The sequence below is a fragment of the uncultured Fibrobacter sp. genome (assembly GCF_947166265.1).
In the GTDB taxonomy this organism is placed as follows: Bacteria; Fibrobacterota; Fibrobacteria; order Fibrobacterales; family Fibrobacteraceae; genus Fibrobacter.
This window is the reverse complement of record NZ_CAMVDO010000006.1, coordinates 68,903-92,614: the sequence shown is the minus strand read 5'-3', so window position 1 is coordinate 92,614 and position 23,712 is coordinate 68,903. Positions and strand designations below refer to the sequence as shown.

Annotated in this window: 20 protein-coding genes and 1 tRNA gene; 8 read left to right on the top strand and 13 right to left on the bottom strand. The window is 51.3% G+C overall.

The window, feature by feature from the left end; genetic code table 11:
- Positions 1–38: 38 nt before the first annotated feature.
- On the top strand, positions 39–1,100 hold the full coding sequence (locus Q0W37_RS04920) for a peptidoglycan DD-metalloendopeptidase family protein (RefSeq protein ID WP_297699320.1): 1,062 nt from the start codon (positions 39–41) through the stop codon (positions 1,098–1,100).
- 3 nt (positions 1,101–1,103) lie between these two features.
- The gene (locus Q0W37_RS04915; protein WP_297699319.1) at positions 1,104–2,081 is read left to right on the top strand and encodes a tRNA-dihydrouridine synthase family protein; all 978 of its coding nucleotides are present in this window, start codon (positions 1,104–1,106) and stop codon (positions 2,079–2,081) included.
- A 39-nt stretch (positions 2,082–2,120) separates the two neighbouring features.
- Here Q0W37_RS04915 and Q0W37_RS04910 read toward each other — a convergent pair whose 3' ends face one another.
- Complete coding sequence (locus Q0W37_RS04910) at positions 2,121–3,860, bottom strand: chloride channel protein (protein ID WP_297699317.1); 1,740 nt, start codon at positions 3,858–3,860, stop codon at positions 2,121–2,123.
- A gap of 27 nt (positions 3,861–3,887) precedes the next feature.
- Positions 3,888–4,517 (bottom strand): thiamine phosphate synthase, encoded by a 630-nt coding sequence (thiE, locus tag Q0W37_RS04905; protein WP_297699315.1) that lies wholly within the window; start codon positions 4,515–4,517, stop codon positions 3,888–3,890.
- A 101-nt stretch (positions 4,518–4,618) separates the two neighbouring features.
- On the opposite strand from thiE, the gene Q0W37_RS04900 reads away from it, so the two are divergent.
- Positions 4,619–5,476 carry a type II secretion system protein gene (locus Q0W37_RS04900; protein WP_297699313.1) on the top strand — a complete coding sequence of 286 codons (858 nt, stop codon included), beginning with the start codon at positions 4,619–4,621 and terminating at the stop codon, positions 5,474–5,476.
- Here Q0W37_RS04900 and thiH read toward each other — a convergent pair whose 3' ends face one another.
- The gene (gene thiH / locus Q0W37_RS04895; RefSeq protein ID WP_297699311.1) at positions 5,477–6,736 is read right to left on the bottom strand and encodes a 2-iminoacetate synthase ThiH; all 1,260 of its coding nucleotides are present in this window, start codon (positions 6,734–6,736) and stop codon (positions 5,477–5,479) included. It lies immediately after the preceding gene.
- Positions 6,737–7,005: 269 nt separating this feature from the next.
- On the opposite strand from thiH, the gene rpsO reads away from it, so the two are divergent.
- The 5 genes from rpsO (at position 7,006) to Q0W37_RS04870 (ending at position 14,541) form a co-directional block, all read left to right on the top strand.
- Positions 7,006–7,278, top strand: coding sequence for a 30S ribosomal protein S15 (gene rpsO / locus Q0W37_RS04890; RefSeq protein ID WP_072798943.1), 273 nt, complete (start codon positions 7,006–7,008; stop codon positions 7,276–7,278).
- A 60-nt stretch (positions 7,279–7,338) separates the two neighbouring features.
- Positions 7,339–9,555 (top strand): polyribonucleotide nucleotidyltransferase, encoded by a 2,217-nt coding sequence (gene pnp, locus Q0W37_RS04885; protein ID WP_367186243.1) that lies wholly within the window; start codon positions 7,339–7,341, stop codon positions 9,553–9,555.
- Positions 9,556–9,753: 198 nt separating this feature from the next.
- Positions 9,754–11,454: an HD domain-containing phosphohydrolase gene (locus tag Q0W37_RS04880; RefSeq protein WP_297699306.1), complete on the top strand. Its 1,701-nt coding sequence runs from the start codon at positions 9,754–9,756 to the stop codon at positions 11,452–11,454.
- 65 nt (positions 11,455–11,519) lie between these two features.
- On the top strand, positions 11,520–13,259 hold the full coding sequence (gene ispG, locus Q0W37_RS04875; RefSeq protein ID WP_297699305.1) for a (E)-4-hydroxy-3-methylbut-2-enyl-diphosphate synthase: 1,740 nt from the start codon (positions 11,520–11,522) through the stop codon (positions 13,257–13,259).
- A gap of 115 nt (positions 13,260–13,374) precedes the next feature.
- Positions 13,375–14,541 (top strand): phosphoglycerate dehydrogenase, encoded by a 1,167-nt coding sequence (locus Q0W37_RS04870; protein WP_297699303.1) that lies wholly within the window; start codon positions 13,375–13,377, stop codon positions 14,539–14,541.
- Between the two features lie 83 nt (positions 14,542–14,624).
- Here Q0W37_RS04870 and Q0W37_RS04865 read toward each other — a convergent pair whose 3' ends face one another.
- The 10 genes from Q0W37_RS04865 to Q0W37_RS04820 form a co-directional block, all read right to left on the bottom strand.
- Complete coding sequence (locus Q0W37_RS04865; protein WP_297699301.1) at positions 14,625–16,007, bottom strand: TldD/PmbA family protein; 1,383 nt, start codon at positions 16,005–16,007, stop codon at positions 14,625–14,627.
- 1 nt (position 16,008) lies between these two features.
- Positions 16,009–16,800, bottom strand: a complete 792-nt coding sequence (hisF, locus tag Q0W37_RS04860; protein ID WP_297699299.1) for an imidazole glycerol phosphate synthase subunit HisF — start codon at positions 16,798–16,800, stop codon at positions 16,009–16,011.
- 75 nt (positions 16,801–16,875) lie between these two features.
- Positions 16,876–17,199, bottom strand: a complete 324-nt coding sequence (gene trxA, locus Q0W37_RS04855) for a thioredoxin (protein ID WP_297699297.1) — start codon at positions 17,197–17,199, stop codon at positions 16,876–16,878.
- A gap of 41 nt (positions 17,200–17,240) precedes the next feature.
- On the bottom strand, positions 17,241–17,903 hold the full coding sequence (locus Q0W37_RS04850; RefSeq protein ID WP_297699296.1) for a hypothetical protein: 663 nt from the start codon (positions 17,901–17,903) through the stop codon (positions 17,241–17,243).
- A gap of 39 nt (positions 17,904–17,942) precedes the next feature.
- The gene (locus tag Q0W37_RS04845; RefSeq protein WP_297699294.1) at positions 17,943–18,533 is read right to left on the bottom strand and encodes a DUF1007 family protein; all 591 of its coding nucleotides are present in this window, start codon (positions 18,531–18,533) and stop codon (positions 17,943–17,945) included.
- A 15-nt stretch (positions 18,534–18,548) separates the two neighbouring features.
- Positions 18,549–20,081 carry a hypothetical protein gene (locus tag Q0W37_RS04840; protein ID WP_297699292.1) on the bottom strand — a complete coding sequence of 511 codons (1,533 nt, stop codon included), beginning with the start codon at positions 20,079–20,081 and terminating at the stop codon, positions 18,549–18,551.
- A gap of 21 nt (positions 20,082–20,102) precedes the next feature.
- Positions 20,103–20,870, bottom strand: coding sequence for an RNA methyltransferase (locus tag Q0W37_RS04835; protein ID WP_297699290.1), 768 nt, complete (start codon positions 20,868–20,870; stop codon positions 20,103–20,105).
- Positions 20,871–21,097: 227 nt separating this feature from the next.
- Positions 21,098–21,168 (bottom strand) — tRNA-Gln (locus Q0W37_RS04830).
- A 44-nt stretch (positions 21,169–21,212) separates the two neighbouring features.
- Complete coding sequence (locus Q0W37_RS04825) at positions 21,213–22,628, bottom strand: carboxypeptidase regulatory-like domain-containing protein (protein WP_297699288.1); 1,416 nt, start codon at positions 22,626–22,628, stop codon at positions 21,213–21,215.
- Positions 22,625–23,476, bottom strand: a complete 852-nt coding sequence (locus Q0W37_RS04820) for a TIGR02147 family protein (RefSeq protein WP_297699286.1) — start codon at positions 23,474–23,476, stop codon at positions 22,625–22,627. The genes Q0W37_RS04825 and Q0W37_RS04820 overlap by 4 nt, the downstream gene beginning before the upstream one ends.
- Between the last annotated feature and the right edge of the window lie 236 nt (positions 23,477–23,712).

The following is a 23,712-nucleotide window of genomic DNA, read 5'->3' as shown; positions in this document are numbered from 1 at the left end:
CAAAAAAAACTTTTTTTACTAAATTTCAACCCACTTTTATGAAATGGACAACCCTTACCCTGATTGCATTTTTCCCCCTGGCTATTTTTGCCAAGGATATGGGAATTCCTTCCCATCCGGAAACGCTCATCGAAGATGGCCAGACAAGCCTCGCCAACGAGACCGAAGATAAGTCCATAAAAGAAATCATTGACCCCGCCGAAGCAACAAAAAACGAAAATATCGGCAACACCACCGAACAGGCCACAACAGAACCCGTTACGAAGGATTCCCACGCTACCGATCCATCCGAAAAAACGGCCACCGCAGATTCGCAGTCCAATGATTCCGAAGAAATCGCCGAAGCCGACTCCTTGGTCGAAGATTCCCTCGCCCAAAGCGAAGCCGGAGCAGAAAGCGAAGACGCCGAAGCTGAACTCGCTGCCGACATGAATTCAGTCGACTCGGCGACCGTTGATTCCGCAAGCAGGCTTGTCCTCGACATGACGACCGCCTTTGTCCCCACGGCAAGCAGACGCATTTCAGCCCCCTACGGAATCCGCACCTACCGCATGCATCGTGGCGTAGACCTCGGACTCTGCCACGGTGAAGACCGCACCATCGTAGCCGCCTTCAAGGGCGTTGTCGTAAAGGTCAGAAACCAGGGCCGACGCAAGGGTTACGGTAAATTTGTCATCATGGACCATGGAAACGGACTAACTACCTTATACGCACATCTTGCGAGCTGGCAAGTCAACGTTGGCGACACCCTGCAGGCAGGCGACACCATCGGCGTAGGCGGCAACACGGGCCGCTCCTTCGGAGCGCATCTCCATTTTGAAATGCGTTTCAACGGAAACTACATCGACCCCGCTACCGTATTCAACTTCGCAGACGGCACATACATCAACGCAATGACCGAAATCGAAGAAGAAAAGCTCCAGCTGGTCGAAGCGGATTTTCAGAAAGAACTTTCAAAGCACCGCTACTACAAGGTGCGTCGCGGCGACTGCCTTGGAAAAATCGCCCGCAAGTATGGAATTTCGATTACGCGTCTCAAGCAGCTGAACGGCATCAAGGGCAACATGATTCGTCCAGGCCAAGTGCTCCGCTGTTCGTAAGCAATGTTCCCCATCCATTTCGCTCCGCTCCAGGGATTCACTGAATCCGCCTACAGGCTAGCCCACTACAGATTCGCACCGGGAATCGACACCTACTACACGCCTTTTCTTAGAATCGAAAAGGGGAATGTCCGAGAAAAGGATCTCCGCGACCTCGAAACAGACCTGCATTTTATCGCCGAAACGCTCGACGGCGCAAGCACCGACAAACAAGGTACAAACAGCAAAAGAAAGCCTTACCACCTGATACCGCAAATCATTGTCCGCGATAGGGCGGAATTCGAAATTCTGACTAAGACCGTCACAGGCCTCGGATTCACGGAAATCGACATCAACATGGGTTGTCTCTACCCGATGCAGGCCAAGTCCGGTCGTGGTTCGGGGCTTCTTGCACGCCCCGAAAAAGTCCGCGAAATCCTCGACGCCATCAACCAGTTTTCAAGCGAGAAGCACGTTCAATTCAGCATCAAGATGCGCATCGGGTATTCAGAACCTAACGAAAGCCTGCAGCTCTTGCCGATGCTGAACGACACCTCACTCGCCCACATCACGCTACACCCGAGGCTTGGAATCCAGCAGTACAAGGGCGCGCTCGACTTTAACACATTCGACCAGTTCTACACGGACTGCAAGCATCCTCTCCTTTTTAACGGAGACTTGGCGAATCTACAGCAAATTAAATACATCGAGACCCGGTACCCGAAACTTTCGGGAATCATGATCGGACGCGGGCTACTGGCAAACCCCGTCCTCGCCGCTCAATACGCAGGAATTCCCTGCGAAACACCCATAGATACGTTATTAAAAATCCACACCGAGATGCTTGCAGACTATACCGGCCGCTTGCAAGGCAGCGCACAGATTCTAAACAAGATTCGCCCCTTCTGGACATACACAGAAATCCCCAAGAAAATCCAGAAGAAAATTGAAAAGTCACGGAATCTTGCCGAATATCTCGAAGCGGTCAACGAACTTTCCTAAAATTTCGTAAAGGCTAGTGCGTCAGGCACCATTGACGCCTTACCGCAATTCCTGTTTGACAATACGGTCGTAAGCCTTGAAAATGGCCGCATGTCTCAGGACCCCCACCACATTTTCACGCTCGTCCTTCACACAAAGTTCGTCAATTGAAAAACGGGCGAAAATCTTGGATGCCGTATGCAGGTCCGTCGAAACCAGAAGCATCGGAACCTTGACCGTACAATCCGAAACAAGCAGATGCTGAATCAAGTCCGGAGACGAAATATAGGCGGATTTCACCACCGACATATCCAAAAGTCCTAAATAGGTCTTGCCCTCATAAACAGGATAGACATAATTCAGGTCCACGAACTTCAGCACCTCCGAAAGCGGTTCATTTCCCTTGAGGGTTTTCATCTCGCAGGTTTCAATCACTTCTCCGACAGTCATCACGCTCAGCACATCGACATCCATGTCGCTTCGATGCGCGGGGCTTGCAAATTTGTTCAGCACCTGACTCTTGTAAATGCTCCAGGGTCGCGAAAAGGCGATATGCATCACGGCGGCAATCAGGAGTCCCGGCAAAAGGCTATAGCTCCCGGTCATTTCGCAGACCATCACCACGCCCGCAATCGGAGCCTTGGCCGCCCCCGCAAAAAAGGCTGCCATTCCAACCAAGATAAACATTTCGGGAGCCCGCACCGCACCGGGGAAAACAAGTTCGCAGATTCCCGCAAACATCGCACCAAGTACACCGCCAATGAAAAGCGAAGGGCCAAACACTCCACCCGAGCCACCCGAACCTACTGTAAAAGCAGTCGCGACAATCTTTGCGATCGCAATCGCAAGCAGCAACAATACGCCCCATAGGGTATGCGGCACAAGCCCGCGCATGAGTTCGCCGATATATTCGAATCCGCCACCCGCCACTTCGGGGTATGCAAGAATAATCACCGAAATAAAGGCCCCGCCCACAGCAGGCTTAATCCAGTCGGGGATTTTCCAGCGAGCAAAGCGGGTTTCAGATTCAGCGTAGCAACGCACATACAAATACGAAAACGGAAAGCAGAAAACGCCAAGGGCCGCACAGGCCAATAGCTCAGCGGCATTCGTCAACGGAAAGACCGGGACCCCCGCAATCGCCGGCGCCGTTCCCACCACCGCGATATACACCGTGAACGCCACCACCGAAGAAACAATCGACGTCACGAATGCATTCGATTCAAAATCTTCACGGTAAAGCACCTCGACCGACGTGAGCGCTCCCGCCAACGGGGCCTTGAAAATCGCCCCGAGTCCCGCAGCCGTTCCCGCAAGGGTAAACTGCCTGCGCAACGACTGCGGCATCTTAAAGAACCCACTCAACGTAGAGGCGATTCCCGAACCGATCTGCGTAATCGGGCCTTCGTAACCGGCGCTTCCGCCTGTAGCAAGCGTAATGATGCTCGTGATAAACTTTACCGGAGCCACACGGGGGCGAATACTCCCACCCTGGTAATGAAAGGAGCGAATCATGTTGTCCGTCCCCTGCCCCGCCGCCTCAGGCGCCTTGGCTATGCGGAAAATCAACAGGCCAACGACCAGGCCACCCACCATAGGCATTGCGGCAAAGCTCCACCATGGGAGCGCCCCCTCCCCCGTCCAGGGCAAACGGACAAGCTTATTGGCAAGCGACAATCCATAATGAAACGCCACCGCGACAAAACCCGTCACAAGGCCAATCACCGTCGCGAGCGCTATTTTTGAGAAATACCCGTTTACAACGAGAAGTCGGGTAAACTGTGAGGAAAAAGACTTCACGAAACCAAAATTAGAAATTTCGGAAGATTAGCCCAAATCCAGGAACGCCTGCTTGAGTTCGCGAGCCGCCGTTTCCGGATCAGCCGCCTTCATGATCGCAGACACGGCACATACCCCAGCAATTCCCGAACCCTTCAGCACAAAGAGGTTATCCTTGTTGAGTCCACCGATCGCATTCACCGGAATGGGGACGGCCTTCACGACATCCTTGAGTGTTTCCACCGGAGTGATGACGGTTTTTACATGGGTCGTGGTCGGGTAAATTGCTCCGCAGCCCAGGTAATCAGCCCCCTGTTCATAAGCCTCGAGTGCCTGCGGAACCGTTTTGGCTGTCGCCCCGACAATCTTGTCGGGTCCCATGAGCTTCCGGGCCAAGTGAACCGGCATGTCGGACTGTCCCACGTGCACTCCTTCCGCCCCAATCGCAAGGGCGACGTCCACACGATCATCGATAATCAAGGGAATTCCGTAGCGCAAGGTCACTTCGTGAGTCGCCTCGGCAAGTTTCAGGTACTCACGGGTAGACTTGTCCTTCTCACGCAGCTGGATAAGGGTCGCTCCCCCCTTGCAGGCGGCTTCCACCACCGGCAAAAAGCGTTTTTCAGGCACCGTCGTACTATCGGTAATAAAATAAAGCGTCGTATCGAGTTTTTTCATCACCCTAAAAATAGAAAAACACTCCAAAAAAGCTCTCTAGCAACAAAAAACTTTGAACTAATAACTAAATAAAGTATATTTATGGTAAGACAGGATAAAATATGATTCGCGCATCAAAAAAATCGCATTTTCATAACGGGAACCTCAAAACCGGTTTTACGCTCATTGAAATTATGGTCGTTATTGTGATTTTGGGTGTTCTTGCCGCCGTGGCCGCACCCAAGCTTATTGGATATAGCGAAAGAGTCAAAGAAAAAGCCGATATGATGAAACTGTTCTATCTGCGCGACGCCTTGAACAGGGCTCTACTGGAAAATGAGGCTGCCCTATACCAAAGTGACTTTGTCACTAAAGGCGACAAAGCGAACGACAATCTCAAAAAATTAAAAGACAAATTGGCAAGCGAAAATGGCTTAGACTTATTCGTTTATGAATTACGACCGGATTTTCACACCAACATCCAGAACAATCACTCTAGCATTAACAGTGGCTCAGAGATGAGCAAAATCATTGGGGAGAGTGGAGTCTGGTACGATGCCTTGAGAGACGCCGGATTTGAAGGGGTTGCAGACATTCTTGCAGCAAGAAACAAAGGCGGAAATGCTTATAAGCAAAATGGGGCTACATATTATTCTGTTTCGTATAAACAGGGTAACGACACCTATTACCGCACATATCCCAAGAAACAGTTATTCATGAGCAACCTCTTAAACCACGGAAAAAGTGCAGGGTTATCAGGAATAACGACACAAGGTGGAAACAACACGAACTATCGCCTCACCTTGAGATTCCAGTGGACTGGAGGAAACGAACATAGTCAATCCGTAGAGGTTGCATTGCTTCCCGCCGGCGCAAAAATGCGCGAAAGGTCCAGTGGAAAAGGCGGAGCCCTTCTTTCGGATTACGGAGTCTGTTTTTCGACCTATGGAGACATAGGCTGTAAGAACTTCAAATACTAACTACACGTACAAATAGTCGTTCAATACAGGTTGCAGGCCTTCGCCAGAGATGTCGCTGTACATGGCGTTGAAGCTGCGACCGTCGTTGATTTCGAACTGTTCATCTCCGCCTTCGCCGTCATCCTTGCCGCTGTACTTGCTTTCGTGGTCGCCAATGCCGGTAGAAACACCAGCAGAAACTTTCGTCGCTGCAATTTTCACGATGCCGTTGCGGAATTCCTTGCTTTCGCGGCTCGAAACCGTAATGCCCACGTACGGCAAGAAGATGCGGTAAGCGCAGAGCACCTGGCAAAGTTCCTTTTCGTGAACATCGAGCGGGTCAATCTTGTCGTTGTTGATAATCGGGCGCAGTCGCGGGCAACTTAAACTCATTTCGGCATGCGGATACTTTTTCTGCAAGAAATACACATGGAGTGCCGAAGCAAGCGCGTCGCGCCTAAAGTCAGAAAGTCCAAGCAATGCAGAGAAGGCAACGCCGCGCATACCCGCCATCAGGGCGCGTTCCTGCGAGTCAAAGCGGTACGGGAACACACGCTTGTGTCCCATCAGGTGAAGTTGTTCGAAACGAACCTTGTCATAAGTTTCCTGGAAAACCGTCACGTAGTCCACGCCACATTCATGCAGATAGCGGTATTCGTCGGTATTTACCGGATAGACTTCGACACCCACCATGCGGAAATACTTTCGGGCAAGCTTGCAGGCTTCGCCAATATATTCCACGCTACTTTTGACACGACTTTCGCCGGTGAGAATCAGGATTTCTTCCATGCCGCTGTCGGCAATCACCTTCATCTCGTGCTCGATCTGCTCCATGGTGAGCTGCATACGCTTGATATGGTTGTAGCAGTTGAATCCGCAATACACGCAGTAGTTTTCGCAGTAATTTGCGATGTAAAGCGGCGTAAAGAAGTAGACGTTGTTGCCGAAGTGTTTGCTCGTCTCGATTTTCGCCTTCGCGGCCATCTGTTCCAGATACGGAGCAGCGGCAGGAGAAAGGAGCGCCTTGAAATCTTCGAGCGTACAACGCTCATGCTCCAAAGCACGCTTCACGTCCTTGCCGGTATACTTGGAATAGTCATAATTTTCCAATTCGGCGAGTACCTTGTCGCAAATGTCCGACTGGATAACTTCCATGCCGGGCAAGTAGTCCATTATATTAGTGCGGGCACTGGGGTCGTTCTCGATACGGTGCTTTTTTGCAAGCGCCCCTTCAGAGAGGTTGCCAGAATCAAACAGGTAATTATTGTCTTTCCTTTCCACGGCCTAAAATATAGAAAAGAAGCCCAAATCTTGCTAGAAGTCAATTTTCACCCTTTTTCACCTCATTTTGCCCCTTTTTTCCAAACCACTAACCACTAACCACTAATCACTTTTCTATATATACCCCCAAATTGCATTTTTGCCTGGGTCCTGTGACCAGATTCGCCAATTCCACTGGTGCTAGAGCAGAGAAACTCGGACAAAAACATGTAATGAAACAGGTCACCACGGTGGTGACCGCCAAAACAACAAAAAAAGGAATGGCTATAATGGCTACTATCACTAAAGAAAAGGCTGCAGAAATCACCGCTAAGTTCGGAGCAAACGAAAAGGACACCGGTAACGTCCGCGTTCAGATCGCTCTCCTCACCGAGAAGATCAAGAACCTCACCGAACATGCAAAGACCCACAAGAAGGACTTCCACTCCCTGCGCGGTCTGTCTATGATGGTTTCTAAGCGCAAGAACCTCCTCAAGTACTACGGCGAAAAGGACATTGTCGCCCAGCGTGCCTTGATCAAGGAACTCGGTCTGCGCGGCTAATTCTTCTAACTGGAGAAATTTATGTCTATTGACGCATACCATCAAAAATACGGCAAGATGCTGGACCCCAAGGAAGTGTCCGTAACGCTTCCTGACGGTCGTGTCATCACGTTCGAAACGGGCCGTATCGCCAAGCAGGCTCGCGGAGCAGCCGTCGCCAAGATGGGCGACGCGTTCGTGCTCTCTACCGTCTGCTACGGCGAAGAAAAAGAAGGTGACTTCTTCCCCCTCACTGTGGAATACCGCGAAAAGGCTTACGCCGCTGGTCGCCTCCCGGGTGGTTACAGCAAGCGCGAAGCTGGTCGTCCCTCTGACGAAGAAACGCTTTCTGCACGTATTATTGACCGCCCGATTCGCCCGATGTTCCCCGAGAACTTCACGCGCGAAGTCCAGGTGATCGTGCAGGTTCTGTCTGCTGACCGCAAGTTTGCACCGGATGTGCTCGGCGTGTCTGCAGCATCCCTTTCTATCGGTCTTTCTGAACTGCCCTTCGAACAGCAGGTTGCCGCCGTACGCGTGGCCGTGGTCGATGGTCAGAACATCGTGATGCCCACCTACGAACAGATGGCCTGCGCCGATCTGGACCTGGTGGTCGCCGGTACCGAAGATTCCGTCTGCATGGTGGAAGGCGGTGCCTACGAAGTGTCCGAAGACACGATGATTAACGCAATTCTCGCCGGCCACGAAGCAATCAAGGCCATGTGCAAGGCCCAACAGGAACTGGTGGACCGCTGCGCCAAGCCGAAGATGGAACTCAAGCCGCAGCACGTTGGCGAAACTCACGACAAGCTCGTCGCTACGGTGAAGGAAGTCGTTTGGGACGAACTGAACAAGGACGTCCACTCCAACATGGTGAAGACCGACTTCTATCCGGCTATGGCAGACCTCTGCGCCAAGATGCTCGAAGACGAACGCATTCTCGCTATCGTCGGCAAGGACGAAGAACAGGATGCCGCACTCGTTGCCGATGCAAAGGCAATCTTCAGCGACTACGAACGCACTGCTATGCGCGAAATGATTCTGAACGAAGATGTCCGTCTCGACGGCCGTCTGACGACCGAAGTCCGCCCGATCGAAATCGAACTCGGCGTACTTCCGAGCGCCCACGGTTCTGCAATCTTCCAGCGTGGTGAAACCCAGGGTCTCGTGGTTTGTACGCTCGGCTCCAAGGCCGACGAACAGCGCTACGAAAGCCTGCAGGGCGAAGGCTCCAAGAGCTACATGCTGCATTACAACTTCCCGCCGTACAGCGTGGGTGAATGCAAGCGACTCGGCATGAGCCGCCGCGAAATCGGTCACGGCCACCTCGCCGAACGTTCTCTCGCTGCCGTTCTTCCGCTGCCGGAAGACTTCCCGTACACCATCCGCGTGGTTTCCGAAATTCAGGAATCCAACGGTTCTTCTTCCATGGCCTCTGTTTGCGGTGGCTGCCTCAGCTTGATGGACGCTGGCGTTCCTATCAAGGCTCCGGTTGCAGGTATCGCCATGGGCCTCATCTCCGAAAAGGGTTCCGTCAAGGAAGGCGGCAAGATCAAGATCTTGACCGACATTACCGGTACGGAAGACCACCTCGGCGATATGGACTTCAAGGTGACGGGTACTGCCGAAGGTATCACTGCCTTCCAGATGGATATCAAGATCCGCGGCATTACGCCGGAACTCATGCGCGAAGCTCTGGAACAGGCTCGTCAGGGCCGTCTGCACATCCTCGGCAAGATGGCTGAACTCGGCCTCGCCGCTCCGCGTCCGAAGGTTTCCGAAAAGGCTCCGACCATGATCAAGATGCGCATCCCGACCAACAAGATCCGCGACGTCATCGGTTCCGGTGGCTCCGTGATCAAGGGCATGCAGTCTCAGACGGGTTGCACCATCAACATCGACGACGATGGCAACATCGACATTGCCGCTCCGAGTGGCAAGGCCGCAGCAGTCTGCCGCCGCATGATCGAAGAACTCACTGCCGAACCCGAACCGGGCCGCAAGTACAAGGGCAAGGTCAAGACGATCCAGCCGTTTGGCGCATTCGTCGAAATCCTCCCGGGTCGCGACGGTCTCGTGCACATCTCCGAACTTGCCGACCACCGCGTCGATAAGGTCGAAGACGTCGTTCACGTCGGTGACGAAGTCGAAGTGCTCTGCCTCGGTGTTGACCCGAAGGGCAAGGTGAAGCTTTCCATGAAGGCTTTGCTCCCTCCGAAGCCCGCTGCAGAAGCTCCGGCCGCCGAAGCACCTGTTGCTGAAGCTCCGGCTGCACCTGAAGCACCGGCTGAAGCCTAATCGAACAAAATAATCAAAGTTATTTTGACAAGAAAAGTCCCGTCCGTTTAATCAGGACGGGACTTTTCCGTTTTTTTTGTGACATTCTACACATAATTTCACAAAAGTGTGCAAAAATTTACGGATATTCGCATAAACTCAAAAATCTTAATTTATATTTATAACGGGTTGATTGGCTAAAAGGGACGATGGGATTTTATGGTCATTTTTTATTTGACAGTTCTTTGTGTTGTTGCAGCATTCAATACGGTGCTGCACTACCATGTTAATTCTAAGCAGAACGGTCATTATTCGCTCCTGTTTTTTTCTGTTTTTATCGCCTGCCTTGGCCACTTGCTACTCGCTCTGTCTACAAACCTGGACCAGGCCATTCTCTCGAACAAGATGATATATGTCGGTTCAATTTTCCTACCGCTATTCACGTTCGACGCCTGCCTTTCCATTTGCAAGACCAAGTTTCCCACCTGGAGCCATGACCTGCTCATCATTCTGGTGTTCATCGTTTTCGGCATGTCGCTTACGGTTGGATTCAACGGACTTTACTATAAATCCATCCGCTTTATCCAGACAAATGGCGTCGGCAACTTTACCGCCGATTACGGCATCGGGCACGATATTTTCAATTGCCTAATGGTGGGTTTCGTCATCATTAACGTAAGTCTGATTGTCTACGCATTCATCAAAAAGAAAAACGTTTCGTTCAAAAGCCTCATCGCACTTTCTTCGATCGAAGCCGTATCCATCCTTTCATTTTTCATTTCTAGAGTCGTCGAAAGTGACACGATGGTCATGCCGGCAGTCTACGTATTCGACCAGTTCGCACTTCTGTACATTTGCTATAGAGTCAAGCGTTATAATGTCGAACAAATCATTTCCCATGTATTGGAAACCCGAAATACCGATAGTTTTGTCCTGATTTCTTCTAAGAAAAGTTTCCTCGGCTGTAACGCCGTCGCCTACGAGACTTTTCCGAACCTTAAGGATTGCCGAATCGACCACACGTTCCCCGATAACTCTGAACTGAACCACCTTCTCATTTCGTGGATTAACGAACTCCCCCACGACAAGGATACAAACGAAAAGAAGCTGGAACATGACGGGAAATACTACAAGATCAGGATTAGTCAACTCCCTCTTTCCAGTTCCGAAAAAATAATTTTGTTCAAAATCGAAGACGAAACCAGCTTGCAGAACTACATCAACATGCTGGGAACAAACAATGTTCGTCTCGAACTGATGCTTAAGGAAAACGACTCGCAGATCCGTTCGATTCAGGAACAGATGGTGGTCGGAATGGCCCACATGGTCGAAAACCGCGACAGCAATACGGGAAGCCACATCAAGCGCACCAGCAAGGTGGTGCAGATTCTGGTGGACTACTTGCGCAAGGACACGAGCCTTGGGCAGTCCAATTTCTTCTACGACAGCCTTGTTTCGGCCGCCCCGATGCACGATATCGGAAAAATCGCAATCGACGACCGTATCTTGAGAAAACCTGGACGCTTTACGCCGCAGGAATACGAAGAAATGAAGGAACACCCCGAAAAGGGCGCCATGATCGTCGAAAACCTGCTGACACCGGTCGAATCTCCCGATTTCGTCAGAATCGCAAAAAACGTAGCCCGCTACCACCACGAACGCTACGATGGATTCGGATACCCCAAGAAACTCAAGGGGACCGAGATTCCCTTCGAAGCGCGCATTATGGCAATCGCCGACGTGTACGATGCTCTAGTCAGTAAACGTTGCTACAAAGCGGAGATGTCCTTCGACGAAGCTTACTCCATCATCATCGAGGGAATGGGAACCCAGTTCGACCCCTCTCTCAGGAACTGTTTTGAAGCCTGCCGTCCCAAACTTGAAGCTTATTACAGCAGCCTGAAAGAAGACGAAGCGTAGAAAATTAGGAATGAAAAAAGAAGAATGAAGAGTTTTCATTCTTCTTTTTTTCTACATTTGAGAGCATGACAAAGTTTAGCGAATTCCCGTATGTTGCCGACCGCTTCAATGCCGTCCGCAGGGAAACTGTACAAGTTCGCGTTGGCGACGCACTTATCGGGGGCAATGCCCCCATTTTAGTTCAGTCCATGACCACCACCAAGCCGAAAGATGTCGAGCGTACGGTGGCAGAAACATTGGCGCTTGCCAAGGTGGGTTGCGGACTTGTCCGTATTACCGCCCCGACATTCGCTGACGCCCAGGGACTTGAAGAAGTCATGAAGCAGGTGCGTGCAGCAGGTTGCAAGGTGCCGGTTTCTGCCGACATCCACTTCCAGCCGAAAGCCGCATTCGAAGCACTCAAATGGGTCGAAAAGGTTCGCATCAATCCGGGTAACTTTGTCGACACAGGCATTTTGACACTCGATCAGCAGACAGACAAGACTTTTGAAGAAGGCAAGGAAAAGGTGGCAGAAGCCTTTACGCCGTTCGTACAAGAGGCCAAGCGCCTCGGTCGCGCCATCCGCATTGGCGTGAACCACGGTTCACTTGCCGCCCGCATGATTTACCGCTACGGTGACACCATTGAAGGCATGGTGGAAAGCGCCATGGAATACCTCGCCGTTTGCGAAGCTGAACATTTTGACCAGGTCGTTTTGAGCCTCAAGAGCAGCAACCCGCGTGTAGCGATTGCCGCCTACCGTATGCTCGCCGCCCGCATCAAGCAAGAAGGTTTCAAGCCGTATCCGTTCCACGTAGGTGTCACGGAAGCGGGTGCAGGTGCCGACGGCCGACTGAAGTCTGCAGCTGGTATCGGTGCACTATTGCTCGATGGCCTTGCAGACACCATCCGCGTGTCGCTCACCGAAGATCCGGTGGCGGAAGTCCCGGTTGCACAGGAACTCATCAAGGCCTGCGCACTCCCGACAAAACCGGTAAGCTACGCGGTGCCGGTTCTCGAAAAGGACCCGTATCATTACGAACGCAGAGCGACAAAGCCCGTCGTAATTTCCGGCGTGGAAATTGGCGGAGCAAATCCGGTGAAGGTCGGCGTGAAGGCCAATGCGATTGCACTTACAGGCGAACGCCGCAACGCGGAATTTGCGCTGCCGAGCCTCTCCGAGAAGCCTATCGTTGAATTTAAGGACGCCATGGATATCGCAGGCTTTGCAGCGAATCCCTCTGCCGTACCCGCTGGTTCTGTGTTCTGCTACACAGGCGCCGAGATGGTCTCCGGCGTGCGCGCCCTTGCTGCTGCACTCGATGCAGCAGGTCGCCAAGACCCGATTCTCCTGTACGCCAAGATTAACGACAACGAACGTGAAACGCTCCGCGTCTCCGCCGATATCGGAAGCCTCGTCACCGACGGTCTTGGCGATGCCGTCGTTATCGACGGCTACAAGGGCGCGAAGGAAAGCGTTCTTCTGGCCTTCGACATTCTGCAGGCCGCCTACTGCCGCCGCAGCAAGACGAACTTTATCAGCTGCCCGAGCTGCGGCCGCACCCTCTACGACATCCAGCAGGTGATGGGCAAGATCAAGGCCCGCTTCGGACATCTTTCGGACATTTCCATTGGCATCATGGGCTGCATCGTGAACGGCCCGGGCGAAATGGCAGACGCCGACTTCGGCTATGTGGGCGGTGGCCCCGGTCGCATTACCTTGTTCGAGGGCAAGACGGCGGTCAAGAAGAACATCCCCGAAGAAGACGCCATCGAAGAACTCGTGAATTTGATTAAGGAAAGAGGCCGCTGGCAAGAACCCTAAAAGTGGTTAGTAAACAGTGATTAGTAAACAGGGCGGCTACGCCACGATTATAGATCCTAATCACCAACCACTAACCACCAATCACTAAGTTTTAACTTAAACAAAGGACAATACAATGGCAACTATTAAGACGATGAACAACATTTCCAAGAAAGGCTTGAGCCTGTTTGGCTCGTTCTACCAGGTTTCCGACTCCGTCGAAAAACCGGATGCCATCTTGGTGCGTTCCGCCCAGGTTGATACCGACAACTTTGACGGCCTGCTGGCTGTCGCCCGCGCCGGCGCTGGCGTGAACAACATCACTATCGACAAGGCTTCCGCGAAGGGCATCTGCGTGTTCAACACCCCGGGTGCAAACGCCAACGCCGTTGCCGAACTCGTGATGACCGTGCTCGGCATGGCCGTCCGTAACGTGGACAAGGCTGCCGCATGGGTCAAGAACCTCGACACCACCGATCCGGATCTCGCAAAGACCGTCGAAAGCGGCAAGAAGAAGTTCGCCGGTATGGAACTCGCCGGTAAGACTCTCGGCGTGATCGGCCTCGGCAAGATCGGTGTGCTCGTCGCCAACTATGCCCGTTGGAAGAACATGCGCGTGATCGCCTACGAACCGTATCCGAACGCCGCCAACATGCACGAACTTTCCAACAAGGTTGAAATTGCCGACCTCGACACCGTGATTGCGAAGTCTGACTTCCTCACCGTGCACGTTCCGTTCATCAAGGGCGTGACCGAAAACTTGCTCAACCGCAAGAACCTCGCCGGCTTCAAGGGCAGCTACATCATGAACTTCGCCCGCGGTGGCATCGTGGAAATGGCTCCGGTGAACGAAATGCTCGCCTCCGGTTCCCTCCAGGGTTACCTCTGCGACTTCCCGGATGCAGACCTCATCAAGAACGACAAAGTGACCTGTTTCCCGCACCTCGGTGCTTCCACCGAAGAAGCCGAAGAAAACTGCGCCGTGATGGCTGTCGAAGAATTGAAGGACTACATCGAATACGGTTGCGTCCGCAATTCCGTGAACTTCCCGGCTCTCGTCGATCATCCGCATGCTGGCATCAAGAGCCGCGTGGTGGTGATCAACCAGGACGTTCCGAACATGATTTCTGAAATCACGAAGGTGTTCGGTGCCGAAGGCATCAACATTGCATCTTTCAGCAACAAGAGCAATGGCAAAATCGGCTACAACCTCGTTGACGTCGAAAGCAAGGTCGATGATTCCATTATCGAAAAACTCGGCAAGCTCGACAAGGTCATCAAGGTCCGCGTGATTCACTTCTAATTCACTAGAAATTCGAAACAACGAATTAACGCACCGTGCTTCTGCAACGGTGCGTTTTTTTTTGCAAAAAAAATTCAGTTAAATTATCTACCGCCAACCAGAATCTGATCGACTTTAATGGAAGGCTGACCGACCGTCACGGGAACATGTCCCGAACTTGCACCGCAGACACCTGCGGCAACTTCCCAGTCACTACCCACCATGCTAATGCGAGGCATAATTTCGTGACCCTTTCCAATAAGGGCCGCACCGCGCACCGGCTCACAAATCTTGCCGTTACGGATAACATAGCCTTCATCGACGGCAAAGTTAAATTCGCCCGTCGCAGGGTTCACCGAGCCCCCCGCCATGCGGGCGGCGTACAAGCCGTTATCAACACTAGCAATCATCGATTCGAGCGAATCTTTACCAGGGGCAATAAAAGTATTACGCATACGGCTGACAGGTGCATACTTGTAACTTTCACGTCGAGCGGACCCCGTGCGTTCAATACCGACTTCAGAGGCTCCCACGCGGTCACTCATATAGGTTTTCAGAATGCCGTTTTCAATCAGGGTCGTACGCTGGGTGGGCGTACCTTCGTCATCGTACTTAAGGCTTCCCCACACTCCATCGAGCGTACCATCATCTATTGCCGTAAGGCAGGGCTGTCCAATCGCCTCGCCCAACTTTCCGCAGAACGGACTTGCACCGCGACGCACCGATTCGGTTTCAAGCGGATGACCGCAAGCCTCGTGGAAAATCACGCCGCCAAAGCCGTTGCCCATCACCACGGGCATCTGCCCGCCCTTAATGTAACCGGCCGAAAGCATTCGCAACAGGCGTTCCGATGTTTCCGTAGCCAAATCTTCGGGCGAATAATTTGTTAAAAGTTCATAACCGCCCAAGCCACCCGGAGCTTCGTGAGAGGTAAGCCTCTCGGATCCATCGGACACCGTCACGGTCACGTTCACACGCAAGCGAGCACGGTTCATCAACAAATTCAGTCCCTCGCTATTCATAAGCGAGAACGTCGAACAGGAATCGGTCACCGATGCGCCCACTTGCACAACTTTGTCTGAAACCTTGCGGGCAGCCTGGTCTGCTCGGAACAGGAAATCCTGTTTAACAGCCTGTCCCAGCACACGCGGATCCTTGAATGCAGCGGCATTATAGTCGGCAATGCGTTTTTCGGGCTTAAACTCTATAGGCGCCTGTTCCATTTTAGCGATACGTCCAAAGGCAAGCGTCTGCACAAGCTTTATAAGAGCTTCTTCGGAATCATCGCTTGTAAAACCGTATAGAACCTCGGTTCCATAAATCAAACGGATGCCAATGCCGTATTCGGTCCCCGCTGTTGCGGACTCAATCTGACTAGACTTCAGACCGAGTGTCGAGCTACGGGTTTCTTCTTCGAAAATTTCGACAAAGTCAGCACCGGCACTTCTGCCAGCTTCGAAAATCTTGACCGCAACAGAAGTGTTCAAGCTACACCTCGCCGTTCATTTTCTTGCGCACTGGAATCCCTGCCGCAAGCATTTCTTTTTTTATTCCAGGAACCGTATAGTCCCCAAAATGCACCATCGAGGCAACCAACGCCGCATCAGCAGAAGTCTTACGGAACAAGTCCACAATATGCGCCGGAGTTCCGGCGCCACCACTTGCAATCACGGGTACCTGTACCGCGCGAGCCACCTGGTCCGTAATGTTTAATTCGTAACCGTTGCGAACACCGTCCGTATCGATTGCATTCAAGCAGATTTCGCCCACACCAAGGTCTTCGGCCTTTTTCGCCCATTCCACGGCGTCGATGCCCATCGCCTGTCGACCGCCACGAATATAGACCTCGTAGCCGCTTTTAAACTTATCCGAGACTCCGACGAATTTAGCGTCCATGCCAAGCACCACGCACTGCCGTCCAAAGGCTTTCGCCCCCTCGGCAATGATTTCAGGATGCAACACTGCAAGACTATTCACGCTAACTTTCTCGGCACCGGCCAAAAGCGCCTCATGCATGTCGTCCAAATTGCGGATACCTCCGCCCACAGCAAACGGAATAAACACGCGACGCGCAATTTGGCGAATCATTTCCATATCGCACGGACGATTTTCCGCACTTGCCGTAATATCGTAAAAGACAAGTTCATCGACACCATCGGCACTGTACTGCGCCCCCATTTCAACGGGATCACCGATATCGATATTGCCCTTAAACTTGACACCCTTCGTCACCTTACGGTTACGGACATCGAGACAAACTATAAGACGTTTGGTAAGCATAATAGTAGGCGGTAGAGCTTAGAAGAATTACCTAAGTACTAAGCTCTAAGTTCTAAACTCAAAGTTCTCAATATATTACAGGTTGCGGTCAATAACGCCCTTGACGGTTGCCTTGGGCACAGCGCCCACCACGTTACCCACTTCCACCCCGTTCTTGAAGAGTTTCATATTGGGAATGTTCGTGATGCCAAAACGGGTGCAAATATCACCCACGCCGGCGTCGTCCACATTAATTTTGGCAATAACAGCGCGTCCATTGTATTCATCGGCAAGTTCGTCGATCACAGGGCCCATCATCATGCACGGACGGCACCAAGTTGCCCAGAAATCAACAAGAACTAATTGGCCAGACGAAATAGCTTGATCAAAATTTTCTGCAGTAAGATGAATTGCAGGCATTTTATTCTCCAGTTTTTTTACCAAAAATAAAAAATTATCCCTTAGAACGCGAAACCTATCGAATAGTTTATATCCAATTCCGCATTCACGACAGATGCTTGGTCCAAGTCTTCGCGCACATTAGACTTCATCGAATAACGCATATACGACAGGCCTATTTGCAGAGACGAGGTGAAATGTCCCCGACGGGTCTTATGTCCGCCATAAAAGCCGAATCCAAAGCCATTCCCCTTAAAGGTCACATCAGCATCTTCATCATATTCGAAATCGTAGTCAAGGGTTGCACGGTCATAGACAAAGTGTCCTGCCATAAACCAGCCGCGGTGTCCCCTATTGAAATAGAATCGAATGCCTTCCGAAATTTCGAGAAGGAAAATATCGATATCTCGACGGTTGGGATTATCCTTAGAACCCCTTGTGATTGTCCCCATCTTTACGGACGGCTGCGTCATCAAAGACATACTGCTATTGATGCACCCTTCAAAGGACAATTTTACCGAAGGGACATGGTATACGGCATCCCAGATCATATCGAACGGGTATATCGAAACCGCAAACAGGGGTTCGTCATTGGGAACGTAGTTGATATTTACCAGCGGGGTTTCCGGTTCAGCCGCCCCCGAGGTGTAAAGAGTCGGATCGGCAACTCCAGCAAAAGAAACTGCCGTAGCCAAGGCGCATATCGAAAAGATCTTTTTTAACACAGTGAATCTCCTTCAGCCTAAAAATAGAAAGAATCTCATTTATTTTTTCTTGAACCTTAAGAAAAGCCCCTCCAAGTCCGGGGAAAAAGCCCTAAACACGGTAAGTCCCTTTAGGACATCGTTAAAGAATTCCACATCGATTGCATCGGGGGCATCGACATCGGCTTGTTCCATATCGGGCGTAATCAGCATATAGTTGGTCAAATCCGCAACGGCAACCACAAGCATCTTATAGTCATCCCCCACCGGACAGTCGAATGTTGTCTCAAAATCCAGAATCAGCCGATTATTCTTGAACGTCGCATCGAAATTTTTCAGCTCGCGAGCCTTTAGAAACGACGTCCCGTATTGCACATAGGTGTTGTAGTTGTTTTCGGCATACTGAGAAAGTATTCTGTCGAAAAACCAATCACGTTCCTTTTCGGAAATCTTTCCGTCGCCATCGGAGTCGCCCGAAGACATCATGACAAGGCTATAGGTTTCGTCGAACACCCACCGCGTTTTTACCGACGTAAGCCCGGCGTTGTCAAATATAACCTTGACGGTTGCATCGATAAACACATGCGGATGCGCCTCTGCAAGCATAACACCCCAAAGGCAACACAGCAGCAACCGTTTCAAGATCTTCATGTATCAGAGAACTAGCTAGAATGCAAGAATGATACCAGCCGTCAAAAGTCCAAGGCCTAACGCGCCAAGTCCAATCGCAACGCCACACTTGGTGTCGCCACGGTCATTCAGTTCATGGTTGTCCTTCACCATCTGGCGCGTGTCTTCGCTATCGAAGGCGGCGAGTTTTTCATAGGCATGCTTTTTATCGGCAGCCTTGCTCCAGTCACGTTCCGCCAAGTACCACATCACGCCCCCGGCAACAAGGGGAACAATAGAACTCCACAAGAGACCGCGCCCAATGCGGCGCTGCCCGCGTTCCTTGTCGAAAGCTTTCTGGTTTTCGATAAAATCCAGGTCGTCGAGCACGGGCGTCATATCCACATACACCAGGTTAGGCATATACGGTTTGATTTCCATCGTCACCGATGTATCGCGGTAGCCCACCTTTCTAAAGTGAACCGTTGCGCCCACCTGCGGCTGAACATCGTCGACCACGATATCGGTCATATAGTCGGGCATCTTATTTACGGTCGGTTCCCGGCCTACATAGACTTCGACCGCCTCGGGATTCGTATTGAGCGTAAGCCTTGTCGAGGGGCGAACCACCGGAATCGTCACCTTGTTCAGGCTATCCGCGTTGATACGCACCACCGCAGATCCCCACCATTCCACATCCTTCAAGACCTTCATCACAGAAATCGTGTACTTTCCGGGCTTGATGTTCTTGATGGTATCGGGAGCGACAATTTTTAGCGGAATGCCATTCACAAAAAGCGAACACGCCTCGGGTTCCGAAACAACGAACAAGTTCGCCTTACCCTTCGGATACAAATCCTTCTCGATTTTTCCCTTGAGGGCAGGAACAATATAGTTCGAAAGGGAAAGGTCGATCATCACCTCGTCTTCCATATTGTAAAGACGCTTGAGCTCAAACCTGAAAATCTTGATATAGGGATTTTTCTTTGCGGCGGCAATGCTATCCTGGATTTCGCGTTCGCGAAGTTCTTTTTCGTACTTCTCAATTTCCTCGTTTTTCAGACGGGTGTCTTCCTTGGCAAGTGCCGTTTCCAAGTCGTCACCAGAGCCGTCGTCCACCGGAGCGGCCGCCTGAGCTGAGGCCGTATCGGACTGAGCGGCCATGGAATCCTTGACCGCGTCGGTCATGATGATTTCTGACGGTTCATTCTTGATTTCCACATCGTCGTTTTCGTCTTCCAGCGAATCGTCGGCCTGCTGCCCGTTGCTTTGCTGCAACGCCAGCGCCTGTTCATCGGTGATGCGGTCAATACGCTTCTGTTCCGCCTCGTTCGGCTTTTTCAAGAACACCGTATCGTTCTCGATCTTTACGAAAATAGCTTCCAGTTCAACGGAATCCCCATTTACCCAGTAACGCACCGGAACTTCACGCCCCTTGGATACAGACGATTCGGCCGAAGCAACCTGTTGCACGGACGAAGAAGACAAGGCCTCGGACTTCGGAGTTTCCGCCAAGGAATCAACACCGTCGGCAAAAGAAAGAACACTTGAAAGCGCCAAAAACGACGAAAAAATAATCCGCTTAAACATATCCTAAAGATAAATAATTTTTTAAACTGATTCGACCTTCGAAAGCTTTGCGCAATAGATGGGGCCGCGACCTTCGGAGCGGTCGGGCAGTATATGGACTCCGAATTCCGTACGGTCGGCACCGGGCAACAATTCCTCAATTTCAACAGAACACATTGTTGGGCGCTTTTTGAGGATTTTCCGAACCACATCGTCGTTTTCCATCGGAGAAAGGGCACAAGTACCATAAACCACCGTTCCACCGGGTTTCAGGGCATCCACCGCCGAGGCAAGAAGGGCACCCTGCTCCACGGAAAGCCTTTTCACGCGTTTTGCAGACCAGACTTCCAGATGCGACGGAGAATTCAGAACATGACGGTCCGAAGAACACGGAGCATCCAGAAGAATTTTATCGAAACATTCCTTCTTGTGCAGTCCAAATTTCATACCATCGTATCCAGTCACCTTGATAATTTCTCTCCAGGCCTCCGGCAAAGAGTTTTCAATCACGCGCTGGAGCCTCAAGCGCCTATCCGGCGAGCGATCGTTACTTTGTAAAAAACCATTTCCCTGAAGCATCGAGGCGATCACCAAAGTCTTTCCACCGGGGGCTGCGCACATGTCAAGGACCTGGTCTCCGGGACGCACACCGAGCGCCTTCGCCGCAAAAACGGATGCTTCGTCCAAATAATAGGGTTCAAGACCTTCGCCAAAACGAAGTTCTGTCGCACGCCCCTCCCCTTTCAGGGATTCAAGCAAAGCAGGCCAGCGTTCACCGAAAAGTTTCTCGTAGTAGTCGAAAAATTCCATAGTGCAAATATAGTAGTTAGGTAACAGGTGTCAGGAGGCAGGTTACTGGGGACAGCAGGAAGTAGACAGTGGCTAGTGATTAGTGGTTAGGTCATCCGCAGTCATCCTCGACCGAGTGTAACGAGGGAGGGGATTCAAAGAGGAACAGACTAGGAGATCAGCGCATAGCGCCTTTGAGGGGAATAAAAAAAACTCTCTGCTTAGGGGTATAAGCAAAGAGTCTTTCGTTGAGCTACCAGGATTCGAACCTAGACAAACAGAGTCAGAATCTGTTGTGCTACCATTACACCATAGCTCAGTGCGAAACCAAAGTTAGTAAAAGATTTTTGGTTCGGCAAGGGGTTATTTGAAAATATTTTGATTTGGTGGAGTATAAGTCATCCACTGCTGCCGCTGAATGTTCCCTTCGGGGAGAGAAACCGCCGTAAGGGTCACATAATAGGACATCGGAATGCTCGATTTCGCACGCAAGGCCTCGATCGCTTTCGGAATACCCGAATAAAGAACGACCTTTTGGCTTCCCGTCGGCAAGTCAGACAAAATGATCGGATTACAGGTCGCATCTCGCACAAAATGAGACGTTCCCTTGATGCCGACCACCACGCTATTCACCATGCAGTTGCTCGACTGCGAGGAATCTTCACGGTCAACCACAAGGCTAACTCCGCTTTCCAGCGCCGAAGGTTTCGAAAGAGTCACTTTTCCAACCTTAAGGGTATCCTTCAGTCCCTTAATTTCCTTGGCCGTCAGATAGCGAGAAACACCCACCTGAGTCACCAGGTCGTCCTGACGCTTGCGGAATTCAATTCTAAAGGAATCTCCCGGCAACGTATCGGGAAGCGGCAACCACCAGCGGCCAAGGCTATCGGTCACGGTTTCGGACACGAATTCCAGGGAATCGCCTTCTACAAATTCAAATCCGTAAATATCGCGAATCGTCATCACTTCGACATCGGCACAGGGATTGCCGTTCTTGCAAAGGATCGTTCCCGTAAGGCGAGCCATGTTTTCAGGTTCCTTTTCGGTTTCCTTTTCAGCTTCCTTAATCAGGGTGTCTACGTTGGTCGTCGTACTCCAAACAAACGGACCAGGATTAACGGTATCACCGGCCTTCACCTTTCCCAAGTCCCAGCTACGGTAGATGAGGCTGTCGGCAAAGCCCAGAGACTGGAGACGCGCCACCATCATGGAGTCGCCCGGGAAAAATTCCAAGGTCCATTCTCCCGAAGGCACCAGCATATAGAAACTATCCGCCGCAAAGACATCGTTACAGAACGGGGTTCCCGACAGGCAGGTCATAAAGTGCCCACCCACCGACACCAAGGAATCTTCGACATCTTCAAAGAAAAGAACGCTACTGACAATGGCGGCTTTCGAAAGCGTAATACTGTCCAGGGCCTTGGCCTTGAGCGTGGTACGCGGCAGGAAAAACACTTCCGCTACCGACGTATCGATAACTGCAAGCTGGAACGTATCGGCTATAGCGGAATCAAATGCGTACACGCCATCGGAATCGGTAACGACTTCGATCTGTTCAGGAATATGCAGAATCGTATCGTAAATGGCCATACGTGCCATGCGAACGACCGCATCCGATGCAGGGCTACCGTCTACGCGACGAACAACACCAGCAACCTGTCCTTCATTTGTGGCAACCGTATTGCCCGTATCGGTAACGGTACCTGCAACCTTGTCGCTGCTGCAAGCAGAAAACACCACAGCAATTGCACACGCCAGGTAAAAAAGCTTCATTTTCATTTTTCCTCCTCGGCCTCGGGTGGCAGTTCAACCTTTTCCTTGCTCAGCGGGAAAAACTGAATATTCATCTGACACACCATCGTCTCCCCTTCGTCGGAGCGAATGATGTCGACCACTTCCTTGCGGAAAAGGTCAATCTTGCTGATGATACGCTCCAGGCCTTCAGCAGAAACACTCATCGTCATACAAGATACATTTCTGCGTTCGGTACTGTAATGGTCCAGGGCATCTTTACCCAGATCCATCATCTGCTTCTGGAACTGATGAACGAAAAGCGACGAAATTTCGGAACCGCTAAAGATAGCCTTGTTTACCGAGCGGTAAAAGCCCTTTTCGTCCAGTTCAATCAACTGCATCGACAAAAGCAGCTGAATCGCCTGCTTTGCCTGCGGAAGCGTGATGCGCGGGTTGAGGAACAGGGCCAGTTCCTGGATATTCTTGGGACCCACATCGAGAACGGACAGCGCCTCGCGGACCGCCACGTAATACCACTTGCTATAGTATTCCTGTTGGCTCTTGGTCAGCGACTTTATCGCACTCGGGAGAAGTGCGGACATCTGTTCGAAGATTGCCTGCTTAGAGGCCGGCGTAGTCGCATGCGTGAAGTCCACCATCAGCGTAAAGTAGCGGCCTTCCTTTTCGTTCAGGCCGAGAGCCGCGATAAACTTGGGCAACATCTGGGGCGTAAGCGACTTGCGCCCGCGGACCAGATCCAGATAGAACCCCGACGAGGAATACCCCGCCTTCTTGGCAAAGGACCTGTAAGAAAAGTAGCGTTGCACAGACTTACGGTAATCGTAATAGTCCTGCAAATACTTTCGGTAGTTGTAGTAAGCGTATACGTTCATCACCTTTAAATATAAATTTTTCTTGAAATTTTGGGAACACCCTTTTTTCTTATATCTAGGCACATTTGCGTAAATTTCCGTAAATAGAACAATTCGAGAACACTTTTAGTTTTCGAAGTGATACGCTCCCCCATTTTTTTAGGTATATTCAAGGAACACCCAATCCCATCCTTTGGACCTTCGTCTGGAATCAGGCGAGGGTCCTTTTCTTTTTCCTTTTTTCTACATTTGCGAGC